The sequence below is a fragment of the bacterium genome (genome assembly GCA_016702305.1).
GTDB lineage: Bacteria > Electryoneota > RPQS01 > RPQS01 > RPQS01 > JABWCQ01.
The window spans coordinates 471,286-496,804 of sequence record JADJEH010000017.1; the positions used below are offsets into that span (position 1 = coordinate 471,286).

16 protein-coding genes and 3 pseudogenes are annotated in these 25,519 nt (G+C 59.0%); 16 read left to right on the forward strand and 3 right to left on the reverse strand.

From position 1 onward, the window contains the following. Window positions 1-528 precede the first annotated feature (528 nt). On the forward strand, window positions 529-930 hold the full coding sequence (locus tag IPH10_13325) for a prepilin-type N-terminal cleavage/methylation domain-containing protein (protein MBK6911888.1): 402 nt from the start codon (window positions 529-531) through the stop codon (window positions 928-930). 246 nt (window positions 931-1,176) lie between these two features. Here IPH10_13325 and IPH10_13330 read toward each other — a convergent pair whose 3' ends face one another. Next, a complete protein-coding gene (locus IPH10_13330) occupies window positions 1,177-1,641 on the reverse strand; it encodes a hypothetical protein (GenBank protein ID MBK6911889.1) in 465 nt (154 codons plus the stop codon). Window positions 1,642-2,508: 867 nt separating this feature from the next. Between IPH10_13330 and aceE the strand changes: the two are divergent. From aceE to IPH10_13380, 10 genes and pseudogenes are all read left to right on the forward strand, one after another. Beyond that, a pseudogene (gene aceE, locus IPH10_13335) lies at window positions 2,509-5,242 on the forward strand (pyruvate dehydrogenase (acetyl-transferring), homodimeric type). Between the two features lie 327 nt (window positions 5,243-5,569). Next, window positions 5,570-6,274 carry a hypothetical protein gene (locus tag IPH10_13340; GenBank protein ID MBK6911890.1) on the forward strand — a complete coding sequence of 235 codons (705 nt, stop codon included), beginning with the start codon at window positions 5,570-5,572 and terminating at the stop codon, window positions 6,272-6,274. Between the two features lie 626 nt (window positions 6,275-6,900). Continuing rightward, on the forward strand, window positions 6,901-7,731 hold the full coding sequence (locus IPH10_13345; protein ID MBK6911891.1) for a hypothetical protein: 831 nt from the start codon (window positions 6,901-6,903) through the stop codon (window positions 7,729-7,731). 37 nt (window positions 7,732-7,768) lie between these two features. Next, window positions 7,769-9,052: pseudogene (locus IPH10_13350) on the forward strand (2-oxo acid dehydrogenase subunit E2). A gap of 371 nt (window positions 9,053-9,423) precedes the next feature. Continuing rightward, window positions 9,424-10,738: pseudogene (locus IPH10_13355) on the forward strand (dihydrolipoyl dehydrogenase). Window positions 10,739-11,024: 286 nt separating this feature from the next. Next, window positions 11,025-11,651, forward strand: a complete 627-nt coding sequence (locus IPH10_13360; GenBank protein MBK6911892.1) for a PorT family protein — start codon at window positions 11,025-11,027, stop codon at window positions 11,649-11,651. 175 nt (window positions 11,652-11,826) lie between these two features. After that, the gene (locus IPH10_13365) at window positions 11,827-12,294 is read left to right on the forward strand and encodes a DinB family protein (GenBank protein MBK6911893.1); all 468 of its coding nucleotides are present in this window, start codon (window positions 11,827-11,829) and stop codon (window positions 12,292-12,294) included. Then, the gene (tsaE, locus tag IPH10_13370) at window positions 12,291-12,707 is read left to right on the forward strand and encodes a tRNA (adenosine(37)-N6)-threonylcarbamoyltransferase complex ATPase subunit type 1 TsaE (GenBank protein ID MBK6911894.1); all 417 of its coding nucleotides are present in this window, start codon (window positions 12,291-12,293) and stop codon (window positions 12,705-12,707) included. The genes IPH10_13365 and tsaE overlap by 4 nt, the downstream gene beginning before the upstream one ends. Then, window positions 12,704-13,330 carry a tRNA (adenosine(37)-N6)-threonylcarbamoyltransferase complex dimerization subunit type 1 TsaB gene (tsaB, locus tag IPH10_13375; protein MBK6911895.1) on the forward strand — a complete coding sequence of 209 codons (627 nt, stop codon included), beginning with the start codon at window positions 12,704-12,706 and terminating at the stop codon, window positions 13,328-13,330. Before tsaE ends, tsaB begins: the two co-directional genes overlap by 4 nt. Window positions 13,331-13,338: 8 nt before the next feature. Next, window positions 13,339-14,616, forward strand: a complete 1,278-nt coding sequence (locus IPH10_13380; GenBank protein MBK6911896.1) for a hypothetical protein — start codon at window positions 13,339-13,341, stop codon at window positions 14,614-14,616. A 107-nt stretch (window positions 14,617-14,723) separates the two neighbouring features. Here IPH10_13380 and IPH10_13385 read toward each other — a convergent pair whose 3' ends face one another. Both IPH10_13385 and IPH10_13390 read right to left on the reverse strand, forming a co-directional pair. Beyond that, window positions 14,724-16,949 carry a TonB-dependent receptor gene (locus tag IPH10_13385; protein ID MBK6911897.1) on the reverse strand — a complete coding sequence of 742 codons (2,226 nt, stop codon included), beginning with the start codon at window positions 16,947-16,949 and terminating at the stop codon, window positions 14,724-14,726. Between the two features lie 218 nt (window positions 16,950-17,167). Continuing rightward, window positions 17,168-18,409 carry a hypothetical protein gene (locus IPH10_13390; GenBank protein ID MBK6911898.1) on the reverse strand — a complete coding sequence of 414 codons (1,242 nt, stop codon included), beginning with the start codon at window positions 18,407-18,409 and terminating at the stop codon, window positions 17,168-17,170. Window positions 18,410-18,637: 228 nt separating this feature from the next. Here IPH10_13390 and IPH10_13395 point away from each other — a divergent pair, with 228 nt between their 5' ends. The 5 genes from IPH10_13395 (at window position 18,638) to IPH10_13415 (ending at window position 25,329) form a co-directional block, all read left to right on the forward strand. Then, a complete protein-coding gene (locus IPH10_13395) occupies window positions 18,638-19,474 on the forward strand; it encodes an RNA polymerase sigma factor RpoD/SigA (GenBank protein MBK6911899.1) in 837 nt (278 codons plus the stop codon). A gap of 161 nt (window positions 19,475-19,635) precedes the next feature. Next, window positions 19,636-20,877 (forward strand): hypothetical protein, encoded by a 1,242-nt coding sequence (locus tag IPH10_13400; GenBank protein ID MBK6911900.1) that lies wholly within the window; start codon window positions 19,636-19,638, stop codon window positions 20,875-20,877. Between the two features lie 210 nt (window positions 20,878-21,087). Then, window positions 21,088-22,227, forward strand: coding sequence for an FIST C-terminal domain-containing protein (locus tag IPH10_13405; GenBank protein ID MBK6911901.1), 1,140 nt, complete (start codon window positions 21,088-21,090; stop codon window positions 22,225-22,227). Then, window positions 22,227-24,491, forward strand: coding sequence for a PAS domain S-box protein (locus IPH10_13410; GenBank protein ID MBK6911902.1), 2,265 nt, complete (start codon window positions 22,227-22,229; stop codon window positions 24,489-24,491). Before IPH10_13405 ends, IPH10_13410 begins: the two co-directional genes overlap by 1 nt. A gap of 139 nt (window positions 24,492-24,630) precedes the next feature. Next, entirely contained in the window at window positions 24,631-25,329 is a 699-nt protein-coding gene (locus IPH10_13415; protein ID MBK6911903.1) for a pirin family protein, read from the forward strand. Window positions 25,330-25,519: the final 190 nt, after the last annotated feature.

Sequence of the window (25,519 nt, forward strand, 5' to 3'; positions counted from 1 at the left end):
GTGAAAAATTTCGGTGCGGCTCACTGTCCGCGCCATGCCGAATCCAAGCGGCGGCTCGCTGTCCGCCATTACTTACCGGTAGCTACCGGAGCAGGCTTTGCCTGCAAAGAGTATGGTTTGTGGGGTCTCCTTGAGAATGCTGATTTTCAAAAGTCGCTGACGTGACTGCTGTCGCGATATTGAAGAGACTTCCGAAAGAAAATTTCGTTCATCGCGATTCAACCCAAATCCGATAAAGATACCGATTTTCAACCTTTTAATCCAATCCTGCGGCGCAATGAGCCAAATCCCGCTTGTACCCCAAAACCACCCAAAACTGACCCGCAGTCGAGAACACAAAGACAACTAACACAATAATTTATAGGCATTCACGCGACGCGATCGTGCCACCTCGCAATCTGCCCTTGCAGAATCCCCGCTATCACCACCCGTCAGCGACAGAGGAACAAGTTAACCACAATAAAAACAATCTCCGGAAATTGGCCCCTGCGTTGCAGTAGTATGAACCGAAGCAAAGGAGCCCGGATCATGCAAAAACAACGCGGATTTACCCTGGTCGAGCTGCTGGTCGTGATCGTCGTCCTCGGCATCATCGCGACTATCGCTGTGCCGCGTTTCCTGGCCTCCCAGGACCGCGCACACGTCGTGGCTGCCGTCGCTGACGTAGATCACTTCCGCAAGGCGCTGGCCGTCTACGAAGTGGATTACGGCGCATACCCCGACCAAGGATTCGGCAGCGTGGCCGCCATCGCCGCAGCCCTGATTGACCCGTCCGGCAATGACTATATGATCCTACCCGACGGCCAGAACTTCTCGTCGTTCACCTATACCCCGGTCAATAACGGCGAAAGTTACGAAATCAGCGTCGTGGCCACGGATCACGAAAGTACCCCCGTCAGCGCCGATCCCGAAGGCACGGCGGTACAATAAGTCCGACGTTTGAAACCTGAAATATGAACAGCGGCGGCTCAGCGGGAGTCGCCGCTTTGTGTTTCTCGCGGCTTCGGGGCACCCGTAGCGGTTGCCGCCGCGGGAAACCGTTTCGGTATCGCCCCGGACAACGGCGGGCAAACAGAAGCCCCGCAGCACGAGCTACGGGGCCTTCTTTTATCCAGCCACTATCTTACCGGCCACCACGCCAGCGGAAACCGGGTCCAGCGTCCACGCTGGCGCTGGTTACTTGGCGGCGCTGAGGTGCTTGCTGACCAGCTTGGTCATCTCGAACATCGAAACCTGCTTCTTGCCGAACAGCTTCATCAGCTTCTCGTCGGCATTGATCATACGGCGGTTCGCCTTGTCCTGCAGGCCGTTCTTCTTGATGTAGTCCCAAATCTTCTTGGTCACATCGGTGCGCGGCATCGCCTTGTCGCCAATCACGGCGCCCAGCGTGGCCGACGGCTGCATCGGAGCCATGAACGCGGCATTGGGCTTACGCTTGGCAGCGGCTTTCTTCTTGGTGGCCTTCTTCGGCGCGGCCTTCTTGGCAACCTTCTTCGGGGCGGCCTTCTTGGCGGTCGCCTTCTTCGGGGCGGCCTTCTTGGCGGTCGCTTTCTTCTTGGTGGCCTTCTTCGGCGCGGCCTTCTTGGCAGTCGCTTTCTTCTTCGTCGCCTTCTTGGCGGTAGCCTTCTTCTTCGTCGGCATGGGAGTAACTCCTTTGGGGTTGGTTTCCTTGAACAGGGATTATCGTGCAGTCTGTTGTCGTTATCTGTCAGCAAACAGGGGCTGCTGGTCCCCGGATGTGCGGGCCGTGCGGCGGCCCGAAATCTATGCGAAAAGCCCGAGTCACGAGCACTCGTCAGCTGAAACAAAGGAGCACGGCGGGTGCGCTAATCAAACGCGCACATCCGTATTCGCAAATATACTCTCTTCGAGAATTTTGTCAAGAGGGGGCGAGCACCGTTTCCCTATAGACAAAACCGGCCGCCACAGTGTTGCAACACCGTCTGCGCTGCGCATTAGACGCACGCACTTCCCGCGAAAGACGCTGCGTGAAGATGCGGATCAGAGCACGCCCTGCCGCAGCACGCCTTGCGCAACACGCCAAGCCATGAGGCGAGAAGTCATTGAAACAGAGTAAGTTGAGACCACGCCCTGCAACGGCGCGTGCGCACGCGATGCCGTGGCGCGGTGCCTTGCCTGAACAGTCGTCTGCCGCGATGATCGGGCACGCACGGGCATTCCCCTATGGCACGCGCACACTGCGAAAAGCATCCGTCACGGGCATCCCGCTGGGGCGACAACGAAAAAGTTGACCAAGAACGCCTCCTCTGTAGGGAGAAAGACGAATGATGAAGGATGAATGCAGCGCGCAGCAGGCGGATGGGATGAAGCATGGCGGATGGGCCATGGATCTGCCGCGCGGCTTCATCGTTTAGCCATAATTCGCCCGGAGCCGTCCGGTTTGAGTTTCCAAGGGGAAATGGGTATATTTAGGGTTGAGCAAAAACAGAAATTAGATCCCGCCCGGGGGTGCCCCGGCCGGAGGCTCACGACAGGAAAGGACCTAACATGAGTTCAGAAACGCACACCGAGCCGAAGCTGTCGCTGGAAAATATCCACGATGGATCGGCCTATAACCCATATCGCGGCGAGGCGCTCCCCGAAGATGTCGAAATCCGCGAGTGGATCGAAGCCCTCGACTACGAATTCGAGACCGGCGGCCCCGAGCGCATTCAAGCGCTGCTGTCGTGGCTGCAGATCCACGCCCAGAAGAAGGGCGTCTCCGTCCCCTTCCCGCTGACCACACCCTACGTCAATACGATTCCCGCCGACAAGCAATCGGCCTTCCCCGGGCACCGCGAGACCGAGCGCCGCATCAAGAGTATTATCCGCTGGAATGCCATGGCCATGGTCGTGCGCGCCAACCGCGCCGAGGAGGGCATCGGCGGCCATATTTCGACCTATGCGTCTGTAGCGACGCTGTTCGAGATCGGCTTCAACCACTTCTTCCGCGGACCCGAGCACCCGGACGGCGCCGACATGATCTACTTTCAGGGGCACGCGTCGCCCGGCATCTATGCGCGCGCGTTCCTCGAAGGTCGGCTTTCGATCGAGCAGCTGCGCAACTTCCGGCACGAACTGCGCCCCGAAGGCGGCCTGAGCTCCTATCCGCACCCGTGGCTCATGCCGAACTTCTGGCAATTTCCCACAGTCTCCATGGGATTAGGCCCCATCACCGCCATCTATCAGGCGCGCTTCAACCGCTATCTGGAAAATCGCAGCCTCAAACCCAAGCAGGATGCGCACGTCTGGGCCTTCCTCGGCGACGGCGAAACCGACGAACCGGAAGCACTCGGCGCCATCGGTTTGGCCGGACGCGAAAAGCTCGACAACCTGATCTTCGTCGTCAACTGCAACCTGCAGCGACTCGACGGGCCGGTGCGCGGCAACGGCAAGATCATCCAGGAATTGGAGACGATCTTCCGCGGTGCCGGCTGGAACGTCATCAAGCTGATCTGGGGAAATGACTGGGACTTCCTGCTCTCCGAAGACACGAGCGGCAAGCTCGTCAAGCGGATGGGTGAAGCGCTGGACGGCGACTTCCAGAAGTACACGGTCGAGTCGGGGCCTATATCCGTGAGCACTTCTTCGGCAATGACCCTGATCTCCTGCGCATGGTGGACCATCTGTCCGATGAGCAGCTCGCCAAGATGCGCCGCGGCGGACACGACCCGGAAAAGGTCTATGCCGCGTACAAGGCCGCCGTGGATCACAAGGGCCAGCCGACTGTGATTCTGGCCAAAACAGTCAAGGGCTACGGCTTGGGCGAAGCGGGCGAAGGCCGCAACATCACGCACCAGCAGAAGAAATTGAACGACGACGAACTGCGCCATTTCCGCACGCGGTTCGGGATTCCCATCTCCGACGAAGCCATTGCCGCGACGCCGTTCTACAAGCCGCCGCAGGACAGCCCCGAGATGAAGTACATCAGGGAGCGCCGCGAACAGATGGGCGGATTCGTCCCCGCGCGCGTCGTCAAGGTCGAGCCGCTCGCGCCGCCGGTTGAGGAGTTCTGGAAGGAATTCCACGAAAGTTCGGGCGACCGCGAGATGAGCACCACCATGATCTTCGTGCGCATCCTCGCCAAGCTGCTCAGGACGAACAGTGGAGCAAGCTGATTGTGCCCATCGTCCCCGACGAGGCGCGCACGTTCGGTATGGAGGCGCTGTTCCGCCAAATCGGCATCTACTCCTCCATCGGTCAGAACTACGAACCGGTGGACCGCGCGTCGCTGTTATACTATAAAGAAGCGAAGGACGGCCAGATTCTCGAAGAGGGCATCACCGAAGCCGGCTCGATGTCAAGTTTTATCGCGGCGGGAACGGCCTATGCGAATCACGGGCTCAACATGATCCCGTTCTTCACCTTCTATTCGATGTTCGGGCCGCAGCGGATCGGCGACTTGATCTGGGCCGCCGGCGATGCGCGCTGCAAGGGTTTCATGATGGGCGCCACCGCCGGACGCACAACTCTGAACGGCGAAGGCCTCCAGCACGAAGACGGCCACAGCCACGTCCTCACCCTGCCCACCCCAAACCTGCTGACCTACGACCCGTCGTTTAGCTACGAACTCGCGCTGATCATTCAGGACGGCATGAAACGGATGTATCTGGATCAGGAAGACGTCTTCTACTACCTGACCATTCAGAATGAAAACTACGCGCATCCCGCCATGCCCAAGGGCGTCGAAGCAGGCGTCCTGAAGGGCATCTACCTCTATAAGAAGAACGACGACAAGAAGGCCAAGCTGCGCGTCAATCTGTTCGGCTCAGGCTCGATCATGCTCGGCGTGTTGGAAGCGCAGAAGCTGCTCGCCGAGAAATACGGCGTGGCGGCGGATGTGTACAGCGTCACCTCGTACAAGAATCTCTACAGCGAGGCGCTGAACTGCGACCGCTACAACATGCTCAATCCGACGGCGCCGCCCAAGGTCCCGTTTATCACACAGGCCATGAAGGGCGCGGCGGACGTGACGATCGCGGCGTCCGATTTCATGAAGACGATGCCTGACTTGGTGCGCAGTTGGGTCCCCGGTGAATTCCACTCGCTCGGCACCGACGGCTACGGCAGAAGCGAAAGCCGCGAAGCACTCCGCGACCACTTCGAAGTCTCCGCACCCTACATCGTGCTGGCCGCGCTGCACAAGCTCGCCGCCCAAGGCAAACTCAAACCCGAAGTCGTAGCCCAGCACGTCAAAGACTTCGACATCAATTCAGAGAAGCTCGACCCGTGGGTGAGCTGATTCTGCCTTCCCCCCGGTCCTCCGGGGGGACAAAAGGGGGGTCAAGCGGAAATGCGCTGCGCACCCGCTGTAGCGCCCAGCTTGCTGGGCAAAATCCCCCAAAGAGGAAAATAAACGTCACGCGCATTGTCATCCTGAAGGCCGCCGCGCCTGAAGGATCTCTCTGAGAGAACGGTAGTTAGTCTGAGCATTCCTGGCGGACATCGCCGCAAGATTTCACGAAAAAAGCAAATGAAGCAGACATTCACCGACCCTTTGAAGACGTTTGATTTTGCCGATCTGGACGATCCGGACTACTAGGAAGATGCTGTCCGTGAAGACGTGTGCATGCCCCTTATTCACGCTCTCGGTTTCTCTAACAAGAAACCGAACAGGGTAATACGGAACAAGACATTTGATCACCCGTATGTAAAGGTTGGGGCTAGAAAGCGACAACTTCAATCTACGCCTGATTACCTATTTGAGAGAAATGGGAAGTTTGTCGCGCTACTTGATGCGAAAGCTCCAAATGAGCAAATCGGCGACGGAGAACATCGTCAGCAAGCCTACTTCTATGCAATTCACCCAGAAATACATGTTGGTGTTTATGGGTTATGCAATGGAAGAGAAATCGCAATTTATCGAACAACCGACACGAATCCGGCCTTGTTTTTTCATCTGTCCGACCTTCGCGAGAATTGGGACAAGCTGACCTCTATTCTATCGCCAAGGGACGAGATGGAAGAGGCACCCGAAGTTCAGCCAGTCGCGCTGCAAAGCAATTCAACTGAAGACTCATTCTATCTTGCAAGGCCTTTGCTACAAGAAATTGCCGTGCGAAAACAGCAAGCGAGAAGGCATTTCCGGAGTACACGGATGTTTCACAAAGCAGGCATGGAATGTGGTACAGGAGTACATTCGAAACTTTTTCACGGCCAGGAGACGTCGTGCTCGACCCTTTTGGAGGAAGCGGAGTTACAGCTGTCGAAGCACTGGTCTTGGAAGCGTAAGTATTCATGTCGATATCAACCCTCTGTCGGTGTTCTTGGTTGAGTCGCTCTTAGCAGATGCGCCGATAAGCAAAATCACCGCACGTGCAACCAAGGTCTTTGAATCGTTTGGGAAAAGACGGCCAAAGTCAAAGAGCCAGATCAAGAAGCTTCTTGAAATCCTGTGGTATCCTCGCGATGTTCTGCTCCCGCCCACTGCCGACGTAAGTGTTATACAGGATCTCTTTACAGAGAGGCAACTCGCAGAACTTGCCCTTTTGAGAGACGAGATAGCAAAAACGCGCGATAGTAAGGTTAGAAAGGTATTGCTTTTAGCCTTTTCTGGTACATTAAGCAAGATCAATCGAACATATCATCCATCTGGGTCCAGAGGAGATAGCGGCGGGAGATAACGCACCTTCCGATACTATCGATATCGACTCGCGAATAGGGAAGTCCATCTTGACATTGCCGAAGTTTTTCGTACAAAAATTGAGAAAATTGTGGCCGCTAAGAAGGACATTCAAACACATGTCTCATCCCACGAATTGGCAGGAGTAGATGCGCGCAAGGGAAACGCCGCAAGACTTGATTTTGTGAAGTCAGACTCTGTGGACTATATCTATACAGATCCGCCATACGGCGAGAAGATCCACTACCTCGATCTGTCCATAATGTGGAATTCTTGGCTTGGGCTGGAAACGACCGGGGACCGATTTCCTGAACGGGACGATAGAAGGGCGGGTCAGGGGGCTACAGTCGAGCGATTACCAAGTCGCCAGGGAAGGCGATTGCCGGGGATGTATCGAGTGCTCCAAGTACAACAGATGGATGAGTTTCGTTTTTGCTCACAAAGACCCAAAGTACTGGCATTTCATTGTTCAGACTGCCGAGGCGGCCGGATTTGAGTATGCGGGTTGCGTAGTTCAAAGCAATGGCGCTCATAGCTTCAAGAAGAGGCAACACCCTTTCTCCGTGCTTTCAGGTCAGCTGATAATAAACTTCAAGAAGATCAAGAACCCAAAGAGAGTCGAGAAGCTGGTACACGGGACAAGTGTATACAGTCTGATTATCGAGACAATAGAGTCCGTGATTGCCAGCAAAGGTGGAGCAAAACTCGAGCAGATAAATGACGAACTAATCATAAAAGGTTTGGAATTTGGCTTTCTCGACATCTTGAGCAAGGAATACCGCGATCTCACGCCACTCTTGTTTGATAATTTCGACTATGACGAAACAAGTCAACAGTTTCACATTAAACGTGAACGAAAATTCAAGGCGCAACTTCCACTTGAAGTAAGAATTAAGTACTTCTTGATCTCCTATCTAAAGCGAAGCGAAGCCGAGAAAAGATCGCCAACAACAGACGAAATCATATTGCATATTATGCCCCTCTTGAAGAATGGCATAACCCCCGAGAATCAGACCATTTTAACAGAACTTGAGAAAATTGCCGAGAAAGTAGATGTCGATCAGTGGAGGCTTCGCAGCGACGGGAACTTAGAGTTAGACTTGCGTTGATTGCTGATTCTTGTCTACACATCAAACATCACCCACCATGCCAAATTTCAAAATACCATTTCTCGGAGACGGCATCACCAAAGGTGATGTCGTCAAGCTGCTGGTCAAGGAAGGCGACACCGTTGCCAAGGACCAAGCGCTGTTTGAACTCGAAACCGACAAGGCGGTCGTCGAAGTGCCGTCCGATGTCGCCGGAACCATCCGCAAAATTCTGGTCAAGCAAGGTGACAAGGTCGCCATTGATCAGGTTGTGATGGAAATCGAAGGCGGGGCATCGGCCGTAATCGAAACGCCCAAACCTGCGGCCGCTCCCGCACCGGAGCGCAAGCCCGAACCGATGGTCGCGCCCAAAGCAGTTGCGGCTCCCGTCGTGCCCGCGTCCGTCGCCACCTCCAATGGCCATCATCAAGACGACCGCATCTCTTCCCGCTGGACCTTCCGTGCGCAGATTCGCGCGCGAACTCGAGTGGTTTGGGTCAAGTCAGCGGCACCGGCCCACGCGGTCGCATCTTGATTGACGATGTGAAGCTGTTCGTGCGCACGTCGGCGAAAGTGCCAAGCGGTGGAGGTACTACAGTCGGTGCAATCGGCCCGCAGCCGTTACCCGATTTCAACAAGTGGGGCGCTACGCATCGCGAGCCGATGTCGAATGTGCGCCGTGCCACCGCGCAAAAACTCGCGCGCGACTGGAGCACCGGCCCGCAGGTCACGCAGTTCGATGAAGCCGATGTGACACAGCTAAGTCTTGCGCAAAAAGTTTGCGCCCGCTGCCGAAAAAGCCGGCGGCGCGCTGACGATGACCGCGATTCTCTTGAAAATTTCCGCCGCCGCGCTAAAAGTCTTCCCACAGTTCCGCGGCAGTCTCGATTTCAACAGCGAAGAAGTCGTCTTCAAGGACTACTATCACATCGGCGTTGCGGTGGACACCGAGCGCGGCCTGTTGGTGCCTGTGATTCGTGACGTGGACCAGAAAAACCTCGTACAGATTTCCGTCGAGCTGACCCAATCTGCTGAACGCGCGCGCGAACGCAAACTCTCGCTCGACGAGATGCAGGGCAGCGTGTTCACGATTTCCAATTTAGGCGGCATTGGCGGCACGAACTTCACACCCATTGTCAACCAGCCCGACGCCGCCATTCTCGGTGTCTCGCGTGCGGTGATGAAGCCTGTCTGGAATGGCAAAGAGTTCGCGCCGCGCCGCATCATGCCGCTCGCGCTGTCGTATGATCACCGCCTGATTGACGGTGCCGACGCCGCTAGATTCCTAAGATGGATCTGCCAAGCCGTAGAAGAACCGTTCGTGCTCAGCGTGGAAGGATAATCTCCCCCGCTCCCCCCCCCCCCCCCCCCCCCGGGGGGGAACCAGGGCGGGCCCCCCCCCCGCCGGCCCCCCCCCCCCCCCCCCCCCCCCCCCCCCCCCCGGCCCCCCCGGGGCGGGCCCCCCAGGGGGGCCGGCCGGCCCCCCTGCCCCCCCCCCCCCCCGGCCCCCGCCGGGGCGCCGCGGCCCCCCCCCCCGCGCCTCCCGGCGCCCCCCGGCCCGGGCCGCCCCCCCCCTCCCCCCCCCCGCCGCCCGGCCCCCCCCCCCCCCGCCCCCCCCCCCCTCCCCCCCCCCCCCCCCCCCCGGCCCCTCGCCCCTCCCCCCCGGGCAGCTGCCCCCCCCCCCGCACCCCCCCCGGCCCCCCCCCCCCCCCCATGTCCGATAAACTTCAAGTCACCGTTCTTGGCGCGGGCCCCGGAGGCTACGCTGCCGCATTTCATGCCGCCGACCATGGCCACGATGTCACCCTGATTGACCTCGAAGCCAACCCCGGCGGCGTGTGTCTTTATCGCGGCTGCATTCCCTCCAAGCGCTGTTGCGCACCGCCAAGCTCATCACCGATGCACGCGACGCCGCCGCGCACGGCGTGACCTTCGACGCACCGAAAATTGATCTTGACAAATTGCGCGCCTTCAAATCCTCCGTCGTGACCAAACTCACCGGCGGCCTCGGCCAGTTGACCAAGCAGCGCAAGATAAAATACGTGCAAGGCCGCGGAAAATTCGTCTCGTCCAACGCCATTGAAGTCGAGTTGGTCAAAGGCGGCACAGAGCGCGTCGAATTCCAAAAATGCATTCTGGCCAGCGGCTCCGCGCAGCGCAAATCCCCAGCTTCCCCAACGACTCACCGCACCTCTGGCACTCGCGGGCCGCGCTCGACTTGCCCCGAAATCCCGAATCGCCTGCTCGTCATCGGCGGCGGTTACATCGGACTCGAACTCGGCTCGGTCTATAGCGCGCTCGGTTCCAAAGTCGTCGTCGTCGAAATGCTCGACACCCTGCTCGCCGGTGCAGACGCCGATCTCGCGCGCTATCTCGTGCAGCGCTTGACCAAAGAGTTCGAAGCGATTCACACGAGCACGAAAGTCGCGGCCGTGACCGCCGACAAAACAGGTGTGACTGTGAAATTCGAAGGCAAACACACCGCCGAAGAGCGCTTCGACAAAGTGCTCGTCTCAATCGGCCGCAAGCCAAACGTCGAGAACCTCGGCTTGGAACACACGCGCGTAAAAGTCGGAAAAGACGGCTTCGTCGAAATAGACGCCGCACGCCGCACGCACGATCCGAATATCTGGGCCATCGGCGATTGCGCCGGACAGCCGATGCTCGCGCACAAAGCCAGCGCCGAAGCGCGTGTCGCCGTCGAGTCGCTCTCAGGCAACAAGAGCATTTTCTCACCCCGCGCAATTCCCGCGGTCGTCTTCACCGATCCCGAAATCGCCTGGGCCGGGCTGACCGAAAACGAGGCCAAAGCCGCCGGACGTGAAGTCAAAGTCTTGAAATTCCCCTGGCCCGCCTCAGGCCGCGCGCTCTCGATGGTATCGGCGAAGCCGTCCTCGCCATCGAAATGGGTGCCACCGCCGAAGACGTCGCCCTCTCCATCCACCCGCACCCCACGCTAAACGAAACACTAATGGAAGCGGCGGAAATGATCTACGGCAGCAGCGTGCATTTTGTGGGGAAAAAATAATGTGGGGGCGGATGGCAATCCGCCCGCGTGAAGAACAACACACCCGAATTCGCCGGAGGGGATTAAGCGCGTCAGCGCGGTTCCCCGCCGGAATCCGCTCCGCTGTAGCGCCCAGCTCGCTGGGCAAAATCCCCCAAGCGGGATCGCATCATCCAAGCGCAATCTCGCGGCGGCACCCGCCGCGGGTGCCCCGCAACCCAAGTTGCGCGCATGATACTACAGCTATTCGCCGTCTCTTGCCCAGCAAGCTGGACGCTACAATAGCATCACTATAACTTCCCTATTCATGAAAACACTATCCATCCTACTGCTCTGCTGCTTGCTGACGTCAACAGCCTTCGCTTCCCCGCGCTTCGGCGTCAAAGGCGGCTTGATGTTCGGCAACGTCGAAGAAGACGTGCTCGTGCATCCCATCGCATCCGAAACCACCACACGCACCGGCTTGGTTGCAGGCCTTTGGGGCGAAATTCCGCTCGTGATCCTCGAGGGTTTCGCCATTCGCGGAGATGTGCTCTACGCGCAAAAGGGCGCCAAGTTCGAAATATTCAATGAAGATGTTAGCATCATCGCCGACGAGTTGACCTTCACGCCGTTCGCAGTCTATTACCTGCCCATCCCCACCGTGCGGCCCTTCGTGGAAATCGGCCCGGAAGTCGGCATCACCGTCAAAGACGGAGTTGCCATTGATGACGAATACTGGGACTCCAACGGCACATGGGAAGATGTGAACTTCTCGCTCAACATCGGCGGCGGTCTCGATTTTCAACTCGGCAGCCGCGCCATCACACTCGAACTCAAATACAATCGCGGCCTGACCAACATGGGCGGCTGGGCCGAGAACGTACCCGGCTACCCTGCGCCCGAAGCCAAGACGCACGGCGTCCAGCTACTGGCCGGCATTCAGCTGTTTTGATTTGCCCCTCCTCTTGACTTCTTGCCCAAATGTTCATATATTGACCGAGGCGGTCAAACGGGAGCCTTGCACCAGCAAGCACAAGAAGAAATGCTAAACTTCTGTTTGTAAATAACTCCCGTTCCGACCATTGTTAGCACGAACACCCAGAAACACGACTTACAAGGACCCCCCCATGCAGATGTCGAAGATGATGATTCAGCCCCGCCTCGACTACTTCCACATGATCCACGGCGTCACCCGCCGCATCGTTGACCAGATTCCGGCCGACAAATTGGACTACAAGCCAACCGATGCCGTGCGCACCTTCTCCGAAACCGTGCAGCACATGTACGGGTGCCTCGATTCAATGATGAAGATGACCAAGGAAGGCACGTTCTGCGAAGACACCAAAGCGGACATCAAGACCAAGGCCGATCTTAATAAGTTCGTGGATGACATGTTCGCGTCAGCGATGAAAACATGGGAAAGCGTCACCGATGCGGAGCTCAACCGCAAAGTGGACGCCTACGGCACCTCCTTTGATGCTTGGCAGTTCCCGTTCTTCGCCGTGGACGAACACTGGCACCATCGCGGCGCACTGACGATTTACCTGCGCATGCTGGGAATCGCGCCCATCATGATTTACGATTACCAGGGTTGATCACCCGGTCGGTAGAAGAGACTCTCGCCTGGGCTGAGTCGCTTGCACAGCGGCTTGGCCCGGGCGATGTCGTCTGTCTGAGCGGTGAACTCGGAGCAGGGAAATCCGTTATCGCCCGCGGCGTGGGCCGTGGACTCGGTGTAACGGATGAAATCGTCTCGCCGACGTTCAACTACGTCCTCGAATACGCCGGCCGGGTCCCGTTCTTCCACGCCGACCTCTACCGCCTGCAAGGGATTCAGGACTTTGTAGCACTCGGACTCGAAGAGTACTTCGAACGCGACGGCGTGTTCGTCATCGAATGGCCTGAACGTGTCGCCGACCTGCTGCCGGACAATTGCTATAGAATTCACGTTGACATTCTCCCGAACATGAGCGAACGCCAAATCCTGCTCACGGAGCCGCGCCGATGATCCTCGCTCTGGACAGCTCCGGGAAGGAGACGCTCCTCGGAATCGCCGGCAACGGGCGGCAGCGCGCCGTCATGTTGCCTGATCGCGACAGCCTGATTGGGGCGTTCCGGGACCTCCTGAGTGACGTAAATTGCTCTCAGGCGGAGCTTGCCGCAATTGCTATAGGGGCTGGGCCGGGCTCTTTTACGGGTTTGCGGGTCGGGTTTGCCTTTGCGCAAGGGTTGGCACGAGGTTTGGATATTCCAGTGTGGCCTGTGCCCTCGTTCGAGGTGCTCGCGCACAACCTGTTGCCGAATCACGACACCGTAACGGTCGTGGTCCAAGCGCGCAAAGAGCGCTGGTTTGTTGAGAGTTTCGGTCGCGATGCCCGTCACCGGGTGGTCGTTGCACCCACTGCCTTAGAGGACGCAATCCCCGCCGACAGCGCGCTGTGCGGCCCCGGCTGCCTTACGCTGCCCCGCGAAATCGGCACATTCGGCGAGCGGATCTTTCCGGATGAGTGGGCGCACCATCCCCAGACGGCGACGCTGATCGCGTTAGCACAGGCGAGATGGCAACACCGTGAGCCGCTGCCCTTGGGACAGGTGCTCCCGGACTATGGACTGGAATTTGGAGCGATGTGACGACTCTTGTGAGACACTCTTCTGCTACTCGCTACCTGACGTTGTGCATGACCATGCTGTCGTGCGCGGCGTCGTTGTTCGCACAATTCCCGGTCTCCATGATGCCGGGCAACGAGCGTGCGCCAGAACCTGCTTGGGCACGGCACTTCGGCGGCCCTGAAGATGACGGCGCCTATGCCGTGATCGCGCTCGAGGACGGTTTTGCCGTCGCAGGCGATTGCATTGATGAACAGGGCAATCGCCAGATGTGCCTGAAGCGGTTGGGCCGCCACGGCGATCTGCTGTTTGACCGGCTCTATCCCGGTGCCGGGATTTCTGCGGCGCGCACCGTGCGGGCTACGAACGACGGCGGCTTCGTGCTGGCCGGCTCCACACGAGGTGCGGGCGGCTTCGGCACGGACTTGTATGTCGTCAAGACCGATGACGAAGGCGACATCGAGTGGTCGCGCATCTCGCAGGATCGCGGCGGTGACTTTTCCGAAGACATCCTGCACGCGCGCGGCGGCGGCTTCGTGAGCGCTGGGCGCAATGCACTCGACTTGCAGGGCGGCTACCATCTCGTCAAAATGAACAAGCCCGGCACGGTCGTGTGGACGCGCAACTTCACAGGCGAGCAGGCCAACGCGATTATCGAAATCAGCAACGGACACATTGCGGCGTTGGGGTTGACGCGCACTATTCCGGCGGCGGCGCGTCCGCTGCTGCCCGAGGAGAATCCGCCCTTCCCGTGGGTGGAAGACAAGAAGAAGACCGTGCGGCCCTGCGAAGAAGAAGCGGGTTGGCTATTTACGGAAGTAGATTGGAAGGGCGCCGTCGTGCGCGAGCATGTCTACTTCCAGAGCGGCTTCTGCGAAGGCAATGCGCTGGCGCAGACGGGAGACGGTGGCTACCTCCTGGTCGGCTCCGCGGGCGGTTGTCCGCAGGACGTGCGCGGCTATGACTGCTGGATCGTGCGCACGGACAGTTTGGGCGATACCCTCTGGACCAAGAGCTTTGGCGGACCCGGTGACGATCAAGCGTTCTCGGTGCTGGCCGAATACGGCGGCTATGTGATCGCCGGTTCGACGCGCTCGTGGGGCGCGGGCGCGCGCGATGCGCTGCTGTTCAAGATTGACGAACAGGGGACGCTGTTGTGGAGCACCGCGATCGGCGGACCCGGCGATGAAATCTGTTATGAAGTGCAGGCCGCCGAATACGGCTACATCCTCTCGGGGACAACCACTTCCTACGGCGAAGGCGACAGCGACATGTACTTAGTCAAAGTCGAACCGCAGGCCAAACGGTAGCGCGGTACTCACCACACCCTATGCAAAGCGGGCAGCCCATAAGGCTGCCCGCTTTGCGTCCAAGCACAACAAAACTAATAACAGGTCACGCGGCGCGTCACGCGCAATCAGTCGTCCTTGCGGGAGATGTCGAAGTCGTAGAGCAGCTCGACGCGAAACGTGCGCGGGGGCATGCGGTAGCGCTCCATCTCCTCGTAGGCGTCATTGAGCAGGTTCTCGACGTGCAAACTCAGACGCGTGCTCTGGCGGAATTGAAACGCCATGCGCGCCGCAACGAGTGTGTAGGCGTCGGGTGCGTCATTCTGATAGAACACCACCGTGTCCGTCTTCGTGACATGGCGCGCTTCAACGCCGTAAGTCGTGCGGCGGTGCGTGTATTCCGCACCGACGAAGAAGCGCCATTCGGGAACGTAGGTCAGCGGCCCCTGATCGTTGATGTCGGTGTTCAGATAGGTCGCGCTGAACACCGTGTTCACATTGCGCGGCCAGGCGCTGCGCAGGCTGAATTCGCCGCCCTGAATCTGCGCATCGGCTAGATTCTCTGTCTTGAACGTGCCGCCCGCCAACACCTGCCAACGAATGATGTCTTTGTAATTGTAGTAGAATCCAGCCGCGTCAATCACGGCGTGATCGTTCAACCGGTAGTTGACGCCAATCTCGCCGAAATCCACGGTCTCGGGATCGAGATCAGGGTTCGGTTCAAACTCGTAGTCCTGCGTGCCGACGCGCTTCAAGAACATCTCGGCAATCGAAGGATTGCGGAATGCATGACCGACCGAGCCGCGCAACACGAGATTCTGCAAGGCCTCGTAAGACATGCCAGCCTTGGGCGAGAGCTGCTTGGTGGTGCGGCCGCCCACCAGATGCCGGTGGTCAAGACGCCCTCCGGCGGTCAGATGCATCCGCGGATGCACGGTCCAATCGTCCTGCGCAAAACCCGCCAGCGATGAGGCCTGCTGCTTGCCATAAAGATATGACACGGGCGCTCCATCCACAAAATCCCACGTCGCGTCAAAGCCGAATACGAGCGTATGCCCGCCGGGCAAAATGCGCGTGGACTGCTCGAGTACACCGAGCTTCTGTGAGAGTGAACGCGTCTGAAAGTCGAGCGGCGTGTCGCCGTCGCGCGGATCGCTGGAGGGATTGAACAGCGAACGTGTGAGATCGCGGTTGTAGAACAGCCGCAGCGTATAGTTCGAGCGCGGCGATTCGATGCGGCGATAGACCAGATCGGTCGAGAACGTCTGCTTGCGCTGTAAGTCGTTGCTGTAGATGTCGCGCACGCGCAGCGGCTCGGCGAGGCTCTCCCACGGATGCGGATAGTCGTTCTCGCCGCTCAAGAAAATCGTCGAGAGCGTCAGGTTGCGCTCGGGCGTGTAGTCGTAGACGAGCTTCGTGAACGCCGTGAGGTTTTCAAGCGCCGACGTCTGCCGCCAGCCTTCTGAATTGCGGCGGGTGAAGTTCGAGAAGTAGCCCAGACGACCGACGGAATTGGAGTGGCTGAATGAGAGATCGCTGCGCGTAGTCAGACGCTCGGTGTAGCGCGCCCAAACCGGCGGGCGTTCGTAGATCCCGTACCCGGCGCGGATACGCGTGTACTCACGGTGTGAGGGCGAATGCGTGATGACATTGACCACGCCGCCCATGGCGTTTGAGCCATAGAGCGCGCTGTAGGCGCCCTTGACCACTTCGACTCGGCCGATGACATCTTCGGGATAGAGCGACCAGCTCGCGCCATCGGTGTCGGAGATCACGGCGGGCCGGCCGTCCACCAGCAGGAGCGTGCGATTGCCCACGCCGCCGCCGAGCTTGTCGGATGAGCCGCGGATCGAGACGTTCGAAACGATGGCCCCGCCGGTGCGGTGCACGTCCACTCCGGGGACGGCGTCGAGCACGCGGTCGAGTGAACTCGGCGCACGCGCCTGCACTTCGGTGGAACGCACGACTTCAACGCGCGTCGTCGAGAGCCGGGCGGTCGTCTCGCGGGCTTGCGCCGTGATCACGACTTCATCAGCTTGGAGCGGATCTTGATCGAGGCTGAGCGTAACGCGCTGCGTGTCGTCCGCGGCGATCGTGAATTCGTGTTCGAGCGTGCGATAGCCAATACTCGAAACCCGCAGAGTGTGCCGCCCGGCGGCCGGGATGTGCAGATGGAACTGACCGGCTTCATCGGTCGAAGTGCCGCGCAACGTGCCGACAAGCTGAATATTCACACCGAGCAAACCCTCGCCGGTGTGGTTGTCCACGATCGTACCACGCAGCACGGTGGCGGCGAAGGCGGAAGACGATACCAGAGTTACGGCAAGAAAGAATAGATAAATGTATCGCTGCATATGAGATATCGTGCGGCGGGAGTCTTCCCGCCGCGGTAATTTACGTTCATGTCGTCATATTGAACGACAGTCAAACATCCCCCCTGAGACGTTTAGCGCGCTTCTTCAGCCCCCAACGGGCCGTAGAATGAGAAAGCGCTTTGTCGGAGATGGTCGTTGACAACAAGAGCCGTCACGGACGGCTCTTGAAGATAACAAATCGCGGTGAAAATCGAAACTCAGTTGCTGAGATTGATATTCAGATGGCCGAGCGTCGTGCCGTCGAAGACCAGCGGGTCCGCTTGACCATTCTCGTCTGCATCGTAGCTGCCGTGCAGGGTCGCGCTGCCGTTGGTGATGTTGTCGTAGAGCAGAACATAGAACGTACCGTCGGCCATCCCGGTCAGGGCATAGACGGTTTCGGTCGGGTCGAGCGCGTACCAGCCAGCCGGCGGTCCCATCAGCACAGGCGTCGGGCTCAGCACGACGGCCAGGCCGACAGCGGGACGCTCACCGGTAAACGTGACCGTGCCGGACACATAGTGCGGCGCGGGCGCGGCGAGGTTCATCGCGGGCAGTGAGGCCAGCGGAGCGTCGGCGGAAAGCGTGATCATATCGCTGGCGGCATCCTGGGGGCCAATCGGCGAGACATTGGTGAAGACTCCGTAGGCGCCGAGATACCTGTTGTTAGGCGGCTGCTCGTTGGTCCAGAACGAGACGTAGTAGCTGCCGTACGGCTGCGAAAAGCTGAAGGTCGGGTTGTTCTGATCCGTGATGGCCGAACGACCGCGATAGCCTGCGATACCACCCGGCTCCCATACCGTGTAGGGCATGGTCGTGATGATCGCGGCGATGCCGCCGGAGCCGCCCGTGGGCCAAGTGCCCGTGAAGTTGATCGAGCCGTCAATGCGGCCCAGATCGTTGCAGCCGGCAACCGGGAGCGTACGCTGGAACCAGACGTGCATTTCGACAGCCTGAGTGGCGGCGTTGCTCGAGAAGGTGATCGCGTCGGGAATCGTGTCATTCGTACCGGCGACCGCGCCGTACATGCCGATCACGGGTTCATCACACTCGACATTGCCGGTTTGCGATGCTGCCGGCACGCGCCAGCCCGCCACGGCAACATCATAGCTGCCAAGCGTAATACCGGTCAAGGCAAAGGTCAGCGTGTCGGCCGCGCTGGTGTTGGTCGGGTCCGGGTCCTGGAAATGCGAAGAGGGCGTGTAGTAGGAGGGCGGTCCGCCAGCGGACATCGCGCACCACCAGCAGCCAGTGCCTTCGTTGTTCCAGTTCTCGAAGAGCGAGACTTGCACCGTGCCGGAATCCGGCCAGTCGCCGTGGAAAATAACGGTCCCGTTGAGGGTTCCCGTGGTCGGCTGCGAGTCGCCGTCGTCGTCGCTGTCACAGGCCACGAAGAGCGCCATGACAAGGCCGAGGGTCAGCACAATCGCAGGGAATCGTAGAGAATAGAGCTTCAACATGATGAATCCCAGCTTACTTTGTGAAAAGAGACGCAAACAGACACAATATAGAAGTTCGACCGGTCTTATTCAATAGGCAATATTGTGCGCTTGCGGGTTTGAGAGGAAATCGTTACTCTGCGCTCCCCCTCGGGAACTTCTGCTTGACAGGGAGCGTTCATGGAGTAATGGGTTAACCCGTCCCCACCTCCATTATCTCCCTCAACCCCCCACTTATCCAGTATTTACATGAATATTCGAGCCAATCAAAGTCTTGAACGATACCTCCAGGAAATCGGCGAAGTCCCGCTGCTGACCCCGGATGAGGAGATAAAGCTCGCAAAGCGCATTCGCAAGGGCGATCAGATTGCCCTCGAGAAGCTGACCAAGGCCAACCTCCGATTTGTGGTTTCGGTGGCCAAGCAGTACCAGAATCAGGGGCTGTCGCTGGGCGACCTGATCAACGAGGGGAATCTGGGCCTGATCAAGGCGGCCAAGCGGTTTGACGAGACGCGCGGCTATAAGTTCATTTCCTACGCGGTGTGGTGGATCCGCCAGAGCATCCTGCAGGCGCTGGCCGAACAGTCGCGCGTCGTGCGCTTGCCGCTGAACCGCGTCGGCGCACTGAACAAGATCGGCAAGACCTTCTCGTCGCTGGAACAGGAATATGAGCGCGAACCGACCGCATCAGAAATCGCTGACGCGCTGGACATTTCGGCATTTGAGGTGACGGACACGCTGCGCATGTCGGGGCGGCATCTTTCCATTGACGCGCCCTTCGCGCAAGGTGAAGACAACCGCTTGCTGGATATCGTTCACAACGATACGCAGCCGCCGCCGGACGCGACGTTGATGAAAGAATCGCTCAGGCAGGACATTGAACGGGCGCTATCGTCCTTGACGCCGCGTGAGGCCGAGGTGATTCGGCTCTATTTCGGACTCGACCGTGAGCATCCGCTTACGCTCGAGGAGATTGGCGAATTGTTCAAGCTGACTCGTGAACGCGTACGCCAGATCAAGGAGAAGGCGCTCCGCCGACTGCGGCACGCATCGCGCTCGAACGCGCTGCGGAGCTATCTGGGATAAGCCCAGCGAACCATGTTGTGAAATTCAAACACAAAAGCGGCGGCCTTGGCCGCCGTTTTCCGGAACAGGACTCGAAATTGCTTGTTATTCCACCGAAAATGCTCGACAATTCGAACTTAGTTCCTTATCTTCAGGCATGGATAAGCAGGATTAGCTGATATATGATGAACTTGGTTGAAACGGATGTAATGAATCGTCACTTGGGCTCGCTGGCGCTGAAGCGCTTCCTCGGGCGCAATTTGATGATCGGACTGGCGATCAGCATTGCCGTCCACGTCATCGGCGGACCTTCGCTGTATTATGCGTGGTCGTCGCTGTTTGATCGAAAACCCGAAAAGGTGCCGCAAGAGAAGATGATCGCGCTGCACCTTTCGCCAAGGGTTGTGCCGCCTAAGCCGGAATTGAAGCGGCTGGAACCGGCGCCGGCCTCGCGAGGGTTGCGGGGGTCGAAAGGCGGTGGATCGCCCGGACAGATCGCGAAGCCGTCCATCACGATGCGGATGCAGCCGGTGGCCTCGCTGGACCTGCCGCAGTCTGACAATCAGGCGATCAATACCGAACCGGTGCCGAAAAGTCCGCGGCCGGACTTTCCCAATATGTTTGTCAAGCCCGTCGCGTCGGCGACCGAAGACCTGTTTGTCGAGGTCAATGAGCCGGGCTTTGCCGGAGGAGCGCGAGAAGGCCCCAAGACCTATGGCGGACCCGAGACGCTCGAACCCTCGATGCTGCCGACGCGCGGTGTGCCGGGTGGGCCGCCGGGGACGGCGCTCAAGGGCAGTTTCGGAGATGAGATGGGCGTCATCGGAGCGGGTCGCGGCGGCAGCGGGCCACCGCCCGGAAGCGGTGTGGGCGGCGGCGGCGAAGGCTCGGGCTCGGCTGCGTACGGCGTAGGCAGGGGCAGCGGACCAGAGGGGGTCGGCCGGGCGGCGGAAGGTGATTACAGTTCAAGCGTCGGGTCGGGCGGTACAGGTTCGACAGGTATCGCCGACGGCGAGCCACCGATTTCAAAAACCGAGTTAGCTGGCTTGGTCGGGTGGCTGAAGACGCAGAACGCTGCGTTCTCACCCGTGCTGCGGGCGTATTTGGGAACGAAAGACAGCGACCTGTGCGGGGTGACGAGTTACAGCGGGTGGAACATCTTTGTGCAGTTCTCGGAAGTGTCGCATCAGCTCAAGATATTCCTGACGCAGGGCGCGCATGGGATTCTGTTGGCGGACTCGGATTTCCGGCAGCGGTCACAGTATTTCGCGGCCGGGAATGTTACGCGCGCGGAAGACAGCATCACGGCCATTGAAGCGGTGCGCGACAAGCCGAGCAGTCAACGAACGGACGAATTCTATCGCGTGTTCGGCAATTGGATGAGCTCGCAGGGATTCGCGCTTACCCAACGCGCCAGCCGATAACAACGGCGCACCAGCGCGTACAACACAACATCATCAACTGGCGGCCCATCGGCTGCCAGTTTTTTTGTCCGTGCCGTAGGTCGAAAGCTCATGTAATGCGTCAACAATAACAGGAGTAATCTCGCAGATTCTGCTGCGGCATGGCGCGTTTATTGCGCAGAATTTCCTCACAAGAAAACGTTCACATTCGACCAGAGGAGAAAATCGCTGATGCAAGAGGCGAAATCCATTAAAGTTCATACCGCGCAGACCCTGGAGTCTGACCCGCGCGCTGCGGTTGCCGAACTGGCGCAAGCGTTGAGTTGCCCCAACATGGCGGCCGTGGTGTTCTTCTGTTCTATTGACTACGATCTTAAGGAGTTGGCAGCGGCGCTGTGTGAGACATTCACCTGTCCGCTGGTCGGGTGCACGACAGCGGGCGAGATCGGGCCGGCGGGCTATCGTGATCACAGCATCACGGCGTTCTCAATCGAGAGCAAGCTACTGCGGGTCTACCCCAATTTCATTCCAAATGTAGAAGAGTGCGAATCGCAGACAATTGAAGCGCTCGCGAGCGATGTCGCTACGGAGATCGGCGATGCGCGGGTCGAGCTGCCGGGCGCGATGCCGTTCGGATTCCTGTTAATTGATGGTTTGACCGCCAAGGAAGAGCAAGTCATCGGCCAGCTTTATCACGCGCTGGGTAATGTCCCGATTGTCGGCGGATCGGCAGCGGGCGGCGACAGTTTCAAGAGCACGTACGTCTATTACAAAGGCGAATTCCACACCAAGGCCGCGACGTTTTCCGTGTTTGCGACGACGCTGCCGTTTGAGATCTTTCGTACCCAGCATTTCATTCCGAGTAACACGAAGCTCGTGATTACGCAAGCGCGGCCCGAGGAGCGGCTGGTCCTGGAGATCAACGGCAAACCGGCGGCACAAGAATACGCGCGCTGTCTGGGACTTGACAAAAATAACCTGACGAGTGAAATCTTCGCGATGCATCCGGTGATGCTGAAGCTCGGCGGCGAGTACTACGTGCGGTCTGTGATGCAGATGCTCGACGACGGGACGCTCAAATTCGCCTGCGCGATTGACGAGGGACTTGTGCTGACGATTGCCGAGGGTGTGGACATGGTCGAGAACCTGCGCGACTCGCTTGAGGCGCTGCAACGACGGATGCATCCGCAGGTGATTATCGGCTGCGAGTGCTTCTTCCGCAAAATTGAAGTGCTGGAGAAGGACATTAAGGAATCCATGGGCCGGATCATGAAACACCACAACGTAATCGGCTTTCATACTTACGGCGAGCAGATCAATTCGGTGCACGTGAACCAGACCTTCACCGGCGTGGCCATCGGAGGCGAGTAGTGTCGGCGGAAGCAACTTGGCAGGCACGAATCGCCGAATTGGAAGCGGAACTCGGCGCCCTTGAGAAGATCAACCGCGCGCTGATGAGCCGCGTCGAGCGGAGTACGGACTCGGCGGGCAACGCGTTTTCCCTGTTTGAATCGAATATCATCCTGCAGCAGCGCGTGCAAGAGCGCACGCAGGATCTACAGCAAAGCAACGCGCGGCTGCAAGCTGAAATCGCGGAGCACCGCCAGACGGAAGGCGAGCTGCGCAAGCTGCAGCGGCAGACCCGTTTGATCATTGACACGGCGCTGGACGCCGTGATCGCGTTTGACCGGTCGTGGCACATTCTGGATTGGAACCCGCGCGCCGAGATCACGTTCGGCTACGAGGCCGGCTTCGCGACGGATCGGCTGAACTTGGCTTCGCTGATCGCAGCGGGCGGGCACGATCAATTGAGCCAGTATTTGCAAGAGCGCGCGCAGCACGAGGGCGACGCGGTGTATACGCTCGAAATGGTCGGTCGTCACCGAGACGGTCACCAGTTTCCGATGGAACTCGCGGTATCGGTGCTGAGCGGCGGCGAGGCGCCGGTCTATAGCGCGTTTATCCGTGATATTACCGAGCGTAAGCTCGCCGAAGAGGCGCGCTATCGCACTTTGTTTGACAATTCGCCGGTGTCGCTGCGTGAAGAGGACTATTCGGACGTCAAACGCTACGTGGAGAAGCTGGCGGGGCAGGGCATCGCCGACCTCAAAAAGTACTTCGCGGAATTCCCCGAAGCGCTGACGCACTGCATGTCGCTCGTGCGGATCATTGACGTGAACTTAGCGACAACGCGGCTGTTTCGCGCGCGCAGCAAGCAGCATTTCCGTGACCACTACAACGAAGCGCTGCGGGGGAGTGCGGCGAATCTGTTTGTCGAGGAGCTGTCTGGACTATGCGGTGGCCGGTCCGCGCTCGAAGCCGAAGCGACACTGACAACGTTTGACGGACAGACGCTCCATGTTGTGATCAATCTTTCCGTGGCGCCGGGGCATCGCGAGACGTGGTCCAAGGTTTTTGTTTCGGTGCAGGACATGACGGACCGCAAGCGTGCCGAGGACGAGAAGGCCAAGCTCGAAGGGCAATTGCGGCAGGCGCAGAAGATGGACACGATCGGCACGCTGGCGGGCGGCATCGCGCACGACTTCAATAACATGCTGGCGCCGATTTTGGGTTACGCGGAGATGATCGCCGACGCGACCGACGATGAAGCGGGCATCCGCGACGCGACCGAACAGATTATCGCCGCAGCGCGGCGGGCGCGTGATCTGGTGCGGCAGATTCTGACATTCAGCCGGCAGGTGGATCAGGAGCTGCGGCCCGTACGGATGGAGTCGGTTGTCAAAGAGGCGCTCGAATTGATGCGGGCATCGCTGCCGTCCACGGTAATTCTACAGACGAATTTGTCCAGCGGCTCGCACGTCGTAATGGCCGAGCCGACACAGGTGCATCAGGTGATCCTGAATCTGTGCACGAACGCGTTTCAGTCGCTGGAACAGGCTACGGGATTGATCGAGGTGGAGTTGCGGAATGTGAATGTCGGCGTGGATCTGGCCTTGCGGTCGTCCGTGCTGCGGCAGGGTCCGCATATCTGCCTGACGGTGCGCGACACCGGCAGCGGCATTGATCGCAAGCTCTTGCACCGGATCTTCGAACCGTTCTTCACCACGAAAGAGGTCGGCAAGGGCACAGGAATGGGATTGGCCGTCACGCACGGCATCGTGCAAGGATTAGGCGGCGAGATTCTGGTCGAAAGTCAGCCCGGACGAGGGTCGAGTTTCCACGTGTATCTGCCCGCGATTGACGAGGAACCGGCCGCCGATGCAAAGCCGACAGCTCGGCCCGTCGTTGCGGGGTGCGGACGACTGCTGGTCGTAGACGATGAGCCGATGGTGGCGCAGGTCACGGCGCGGATGCTCGAACGCCTGGGATACTCCGTAAAGGCGATGACCAGTCCGGTCGAGGCGCTGCGCCTGTTTGCAGCGTCGCCGGAGCAGTTTGATGCCGTGGTGACCGATCAGACGATGCCCGAACTGCCGGGGCACGTGCTGGCCGAAGAGCTGCGGCGGATTCGTCAGGGAATTCCGATTGTGATGCTGACCGGTTACAGTCAGATCGCTGCCGATGGCGACAAGCGGTTCACGAATGTCAATGAGGTGCTGCTCAAGCCGGTTTCGGCGGGCGACTTGTCTTTGGCCTTGCAACGAGTGCTGTCCGAGGTGGCGGGACGTCCGTAGGGGAAACTGTCGTACCCTTTGTCGAAGCCGATCCGGGAGGGTCGGCTTCTTTGTTCGGGAACTTTGGACTGGGAAACATAGTTGTTTTGATATGAAGCTAATTCATATTGAAGCAAAACGAAAATTGGGAGTGGGAGCCATGATCAAAGTACGCAAGGCAGGCGACCGGGGATACGCAAACCACGGCTGGTTAGAGACTTACTTTACTTTCAGTTTCGCCGACTACCGGGACCCCGAGCGTGTACACTTCCGCAGCCTACGGGTCATCAACGACGACAAAGTCGGACCGAGAGCGGGGTTTGGAATGCATCCGCATGATAATATGGAGATTATCACCTATGTCATGGAGGGCGAGCTGACGCATCAGGACAGCCTCGGCAACAAGGGGGCGATCCGGGCCGGAGAGTTTCAGATGATGCACGCCGGAACAGGTATCCTGCATGCTGAGAAGAACGACTCGGACTCGCGGACGCACCTCTACCAGATTTGGATTTTCCCGGACAAGCGCGGACACACGCCGGGCTACGACCAGCGGCCAGCGCTGAATGGCGACTCGGCAAACAAGCTGAACCTGATCGTCTCCGCTGACGGCCGGGACGGCTCGATGCAGATGCATCAGGATGCGAGTTTGCATTTAGGGAAACTCGATACGGGAACGTCGCTGGAGTATGCGATTGCACCGCAGCGCTACGCCTGGGTACAGGTCACAAAAGGGATGTTGACGCTCAATGGGCTGACGCTCGCCGCTGGCGACGGCGCGGCGGTGTCGGGGGAAACAACGCTGGCGTTTACGGGTGGAACAGGCGGCGCGGAATGGCTGTTGTTTGATCTGAATTGAGCAGACTGTAAGCGTGCGAACCAGAAAGCAGCCGAGGTGGTAAGCCTCGGCTGCTCGTATTTTGTCTGGACAGTTGAGTCGCGCGTTTGCAGGAGAGGTTGGCATGAGCAAAGAGCCGGCAATTCGGCAGAACTTGTAACTGTTGTGAATGGTCACTAAATTAAAGCACGTACTATATCGAAAAAGGTGA

What these genes read in the sequence shown, in the direction of transcription:
- IPH10_13395 (MBK6911899.1), top strand. Translation starts at nt 18,638, where the DNA reads ATGAATATTCGAGCCAATCAAAGTCTTGAACGATACCTCCAGGAAATC.
- IPH10_13390 (MBK6911898.1), bottom strand. Translation starts at nt 18,409, where the DNA reads ATGTTGAAGCTCTATTCTCTACGATTCCCTGCGATTGTGCTGACCCTC.
- IPH10_13415 (MBK6911903.1), top strand. Translation starts at nt 24,631, where the DNA reads ATGATCAAAGTACGCAAGGCAGGCGACCGGGGATACGCAAACCACGGC.
- IPH10_13385 (MBK6911897.1), bottom strand. Translation starts at nt 16,949, where the DNA reads ATGCAGCGATACATTTATCTATTCTTTCTTGCCGTAACTCTGGTATCG.
- IPH10_13405 (MBK6911901.1), top strand. Translation starts at nt 21,088, where the DNA reads ATGCAAGAGGCGAAATCCATTAAAGTTCATACCGCGCAGACCCTGGAG.
- IPH10_13340 (MBK6911890.1), top strand. Translation starts at nt 5,570, where the DNA reads ATGCCCCTTATTCACGCTCTCGGTTTCTCTAACAAGAAACCGAACAGG.
- IPH10_13400 (MBK6911900.1), top strand. Translation starts at nt 19,636, where the DNA reads ATGATGAACTTGGTTGAAACGGATGTAATGAATCGTCACTTGGGCTCG.
- IPH10_13360 (MBK6911892.1), top strand. Translation starts at nt 11,025, where the DNA reads ATGAAAACACTATCCATCCTACTGCTCTGCTGCTTGCTGACGTCAACA.
- IPH10_13330 (MBK6911889.1), bottom strand. Translation starts at nt 1,641, where the DNA reads ATGCCGACGAAGAAGAAGGCTACCGCCAAGAAGGCGACGAAGAAGAAA.
- tsaB (MBK6911895.1), top strand. Translation starts at nt 12,704, where the DNA reads ATGATCCTCGCTCTGGACAGCTCCGGGAAGGAGACGCTCCTCGGAATC.
- IPH10_13365 (MBK6911893.1), top strand. Translation starts at nt 11,827, where the DNA reads ATGCAGATGTCGAAGATGATGATTCAGCCCCGCCTCGACTACTTCCAC.
- IPH10_13325 (MBK6911888.1), top strand. Translation starts at nt 529, where the DNA reads ATGCAAAAACAACGCGGATTTACCCTGGTCGAGCTGCTGGTCGTGATC.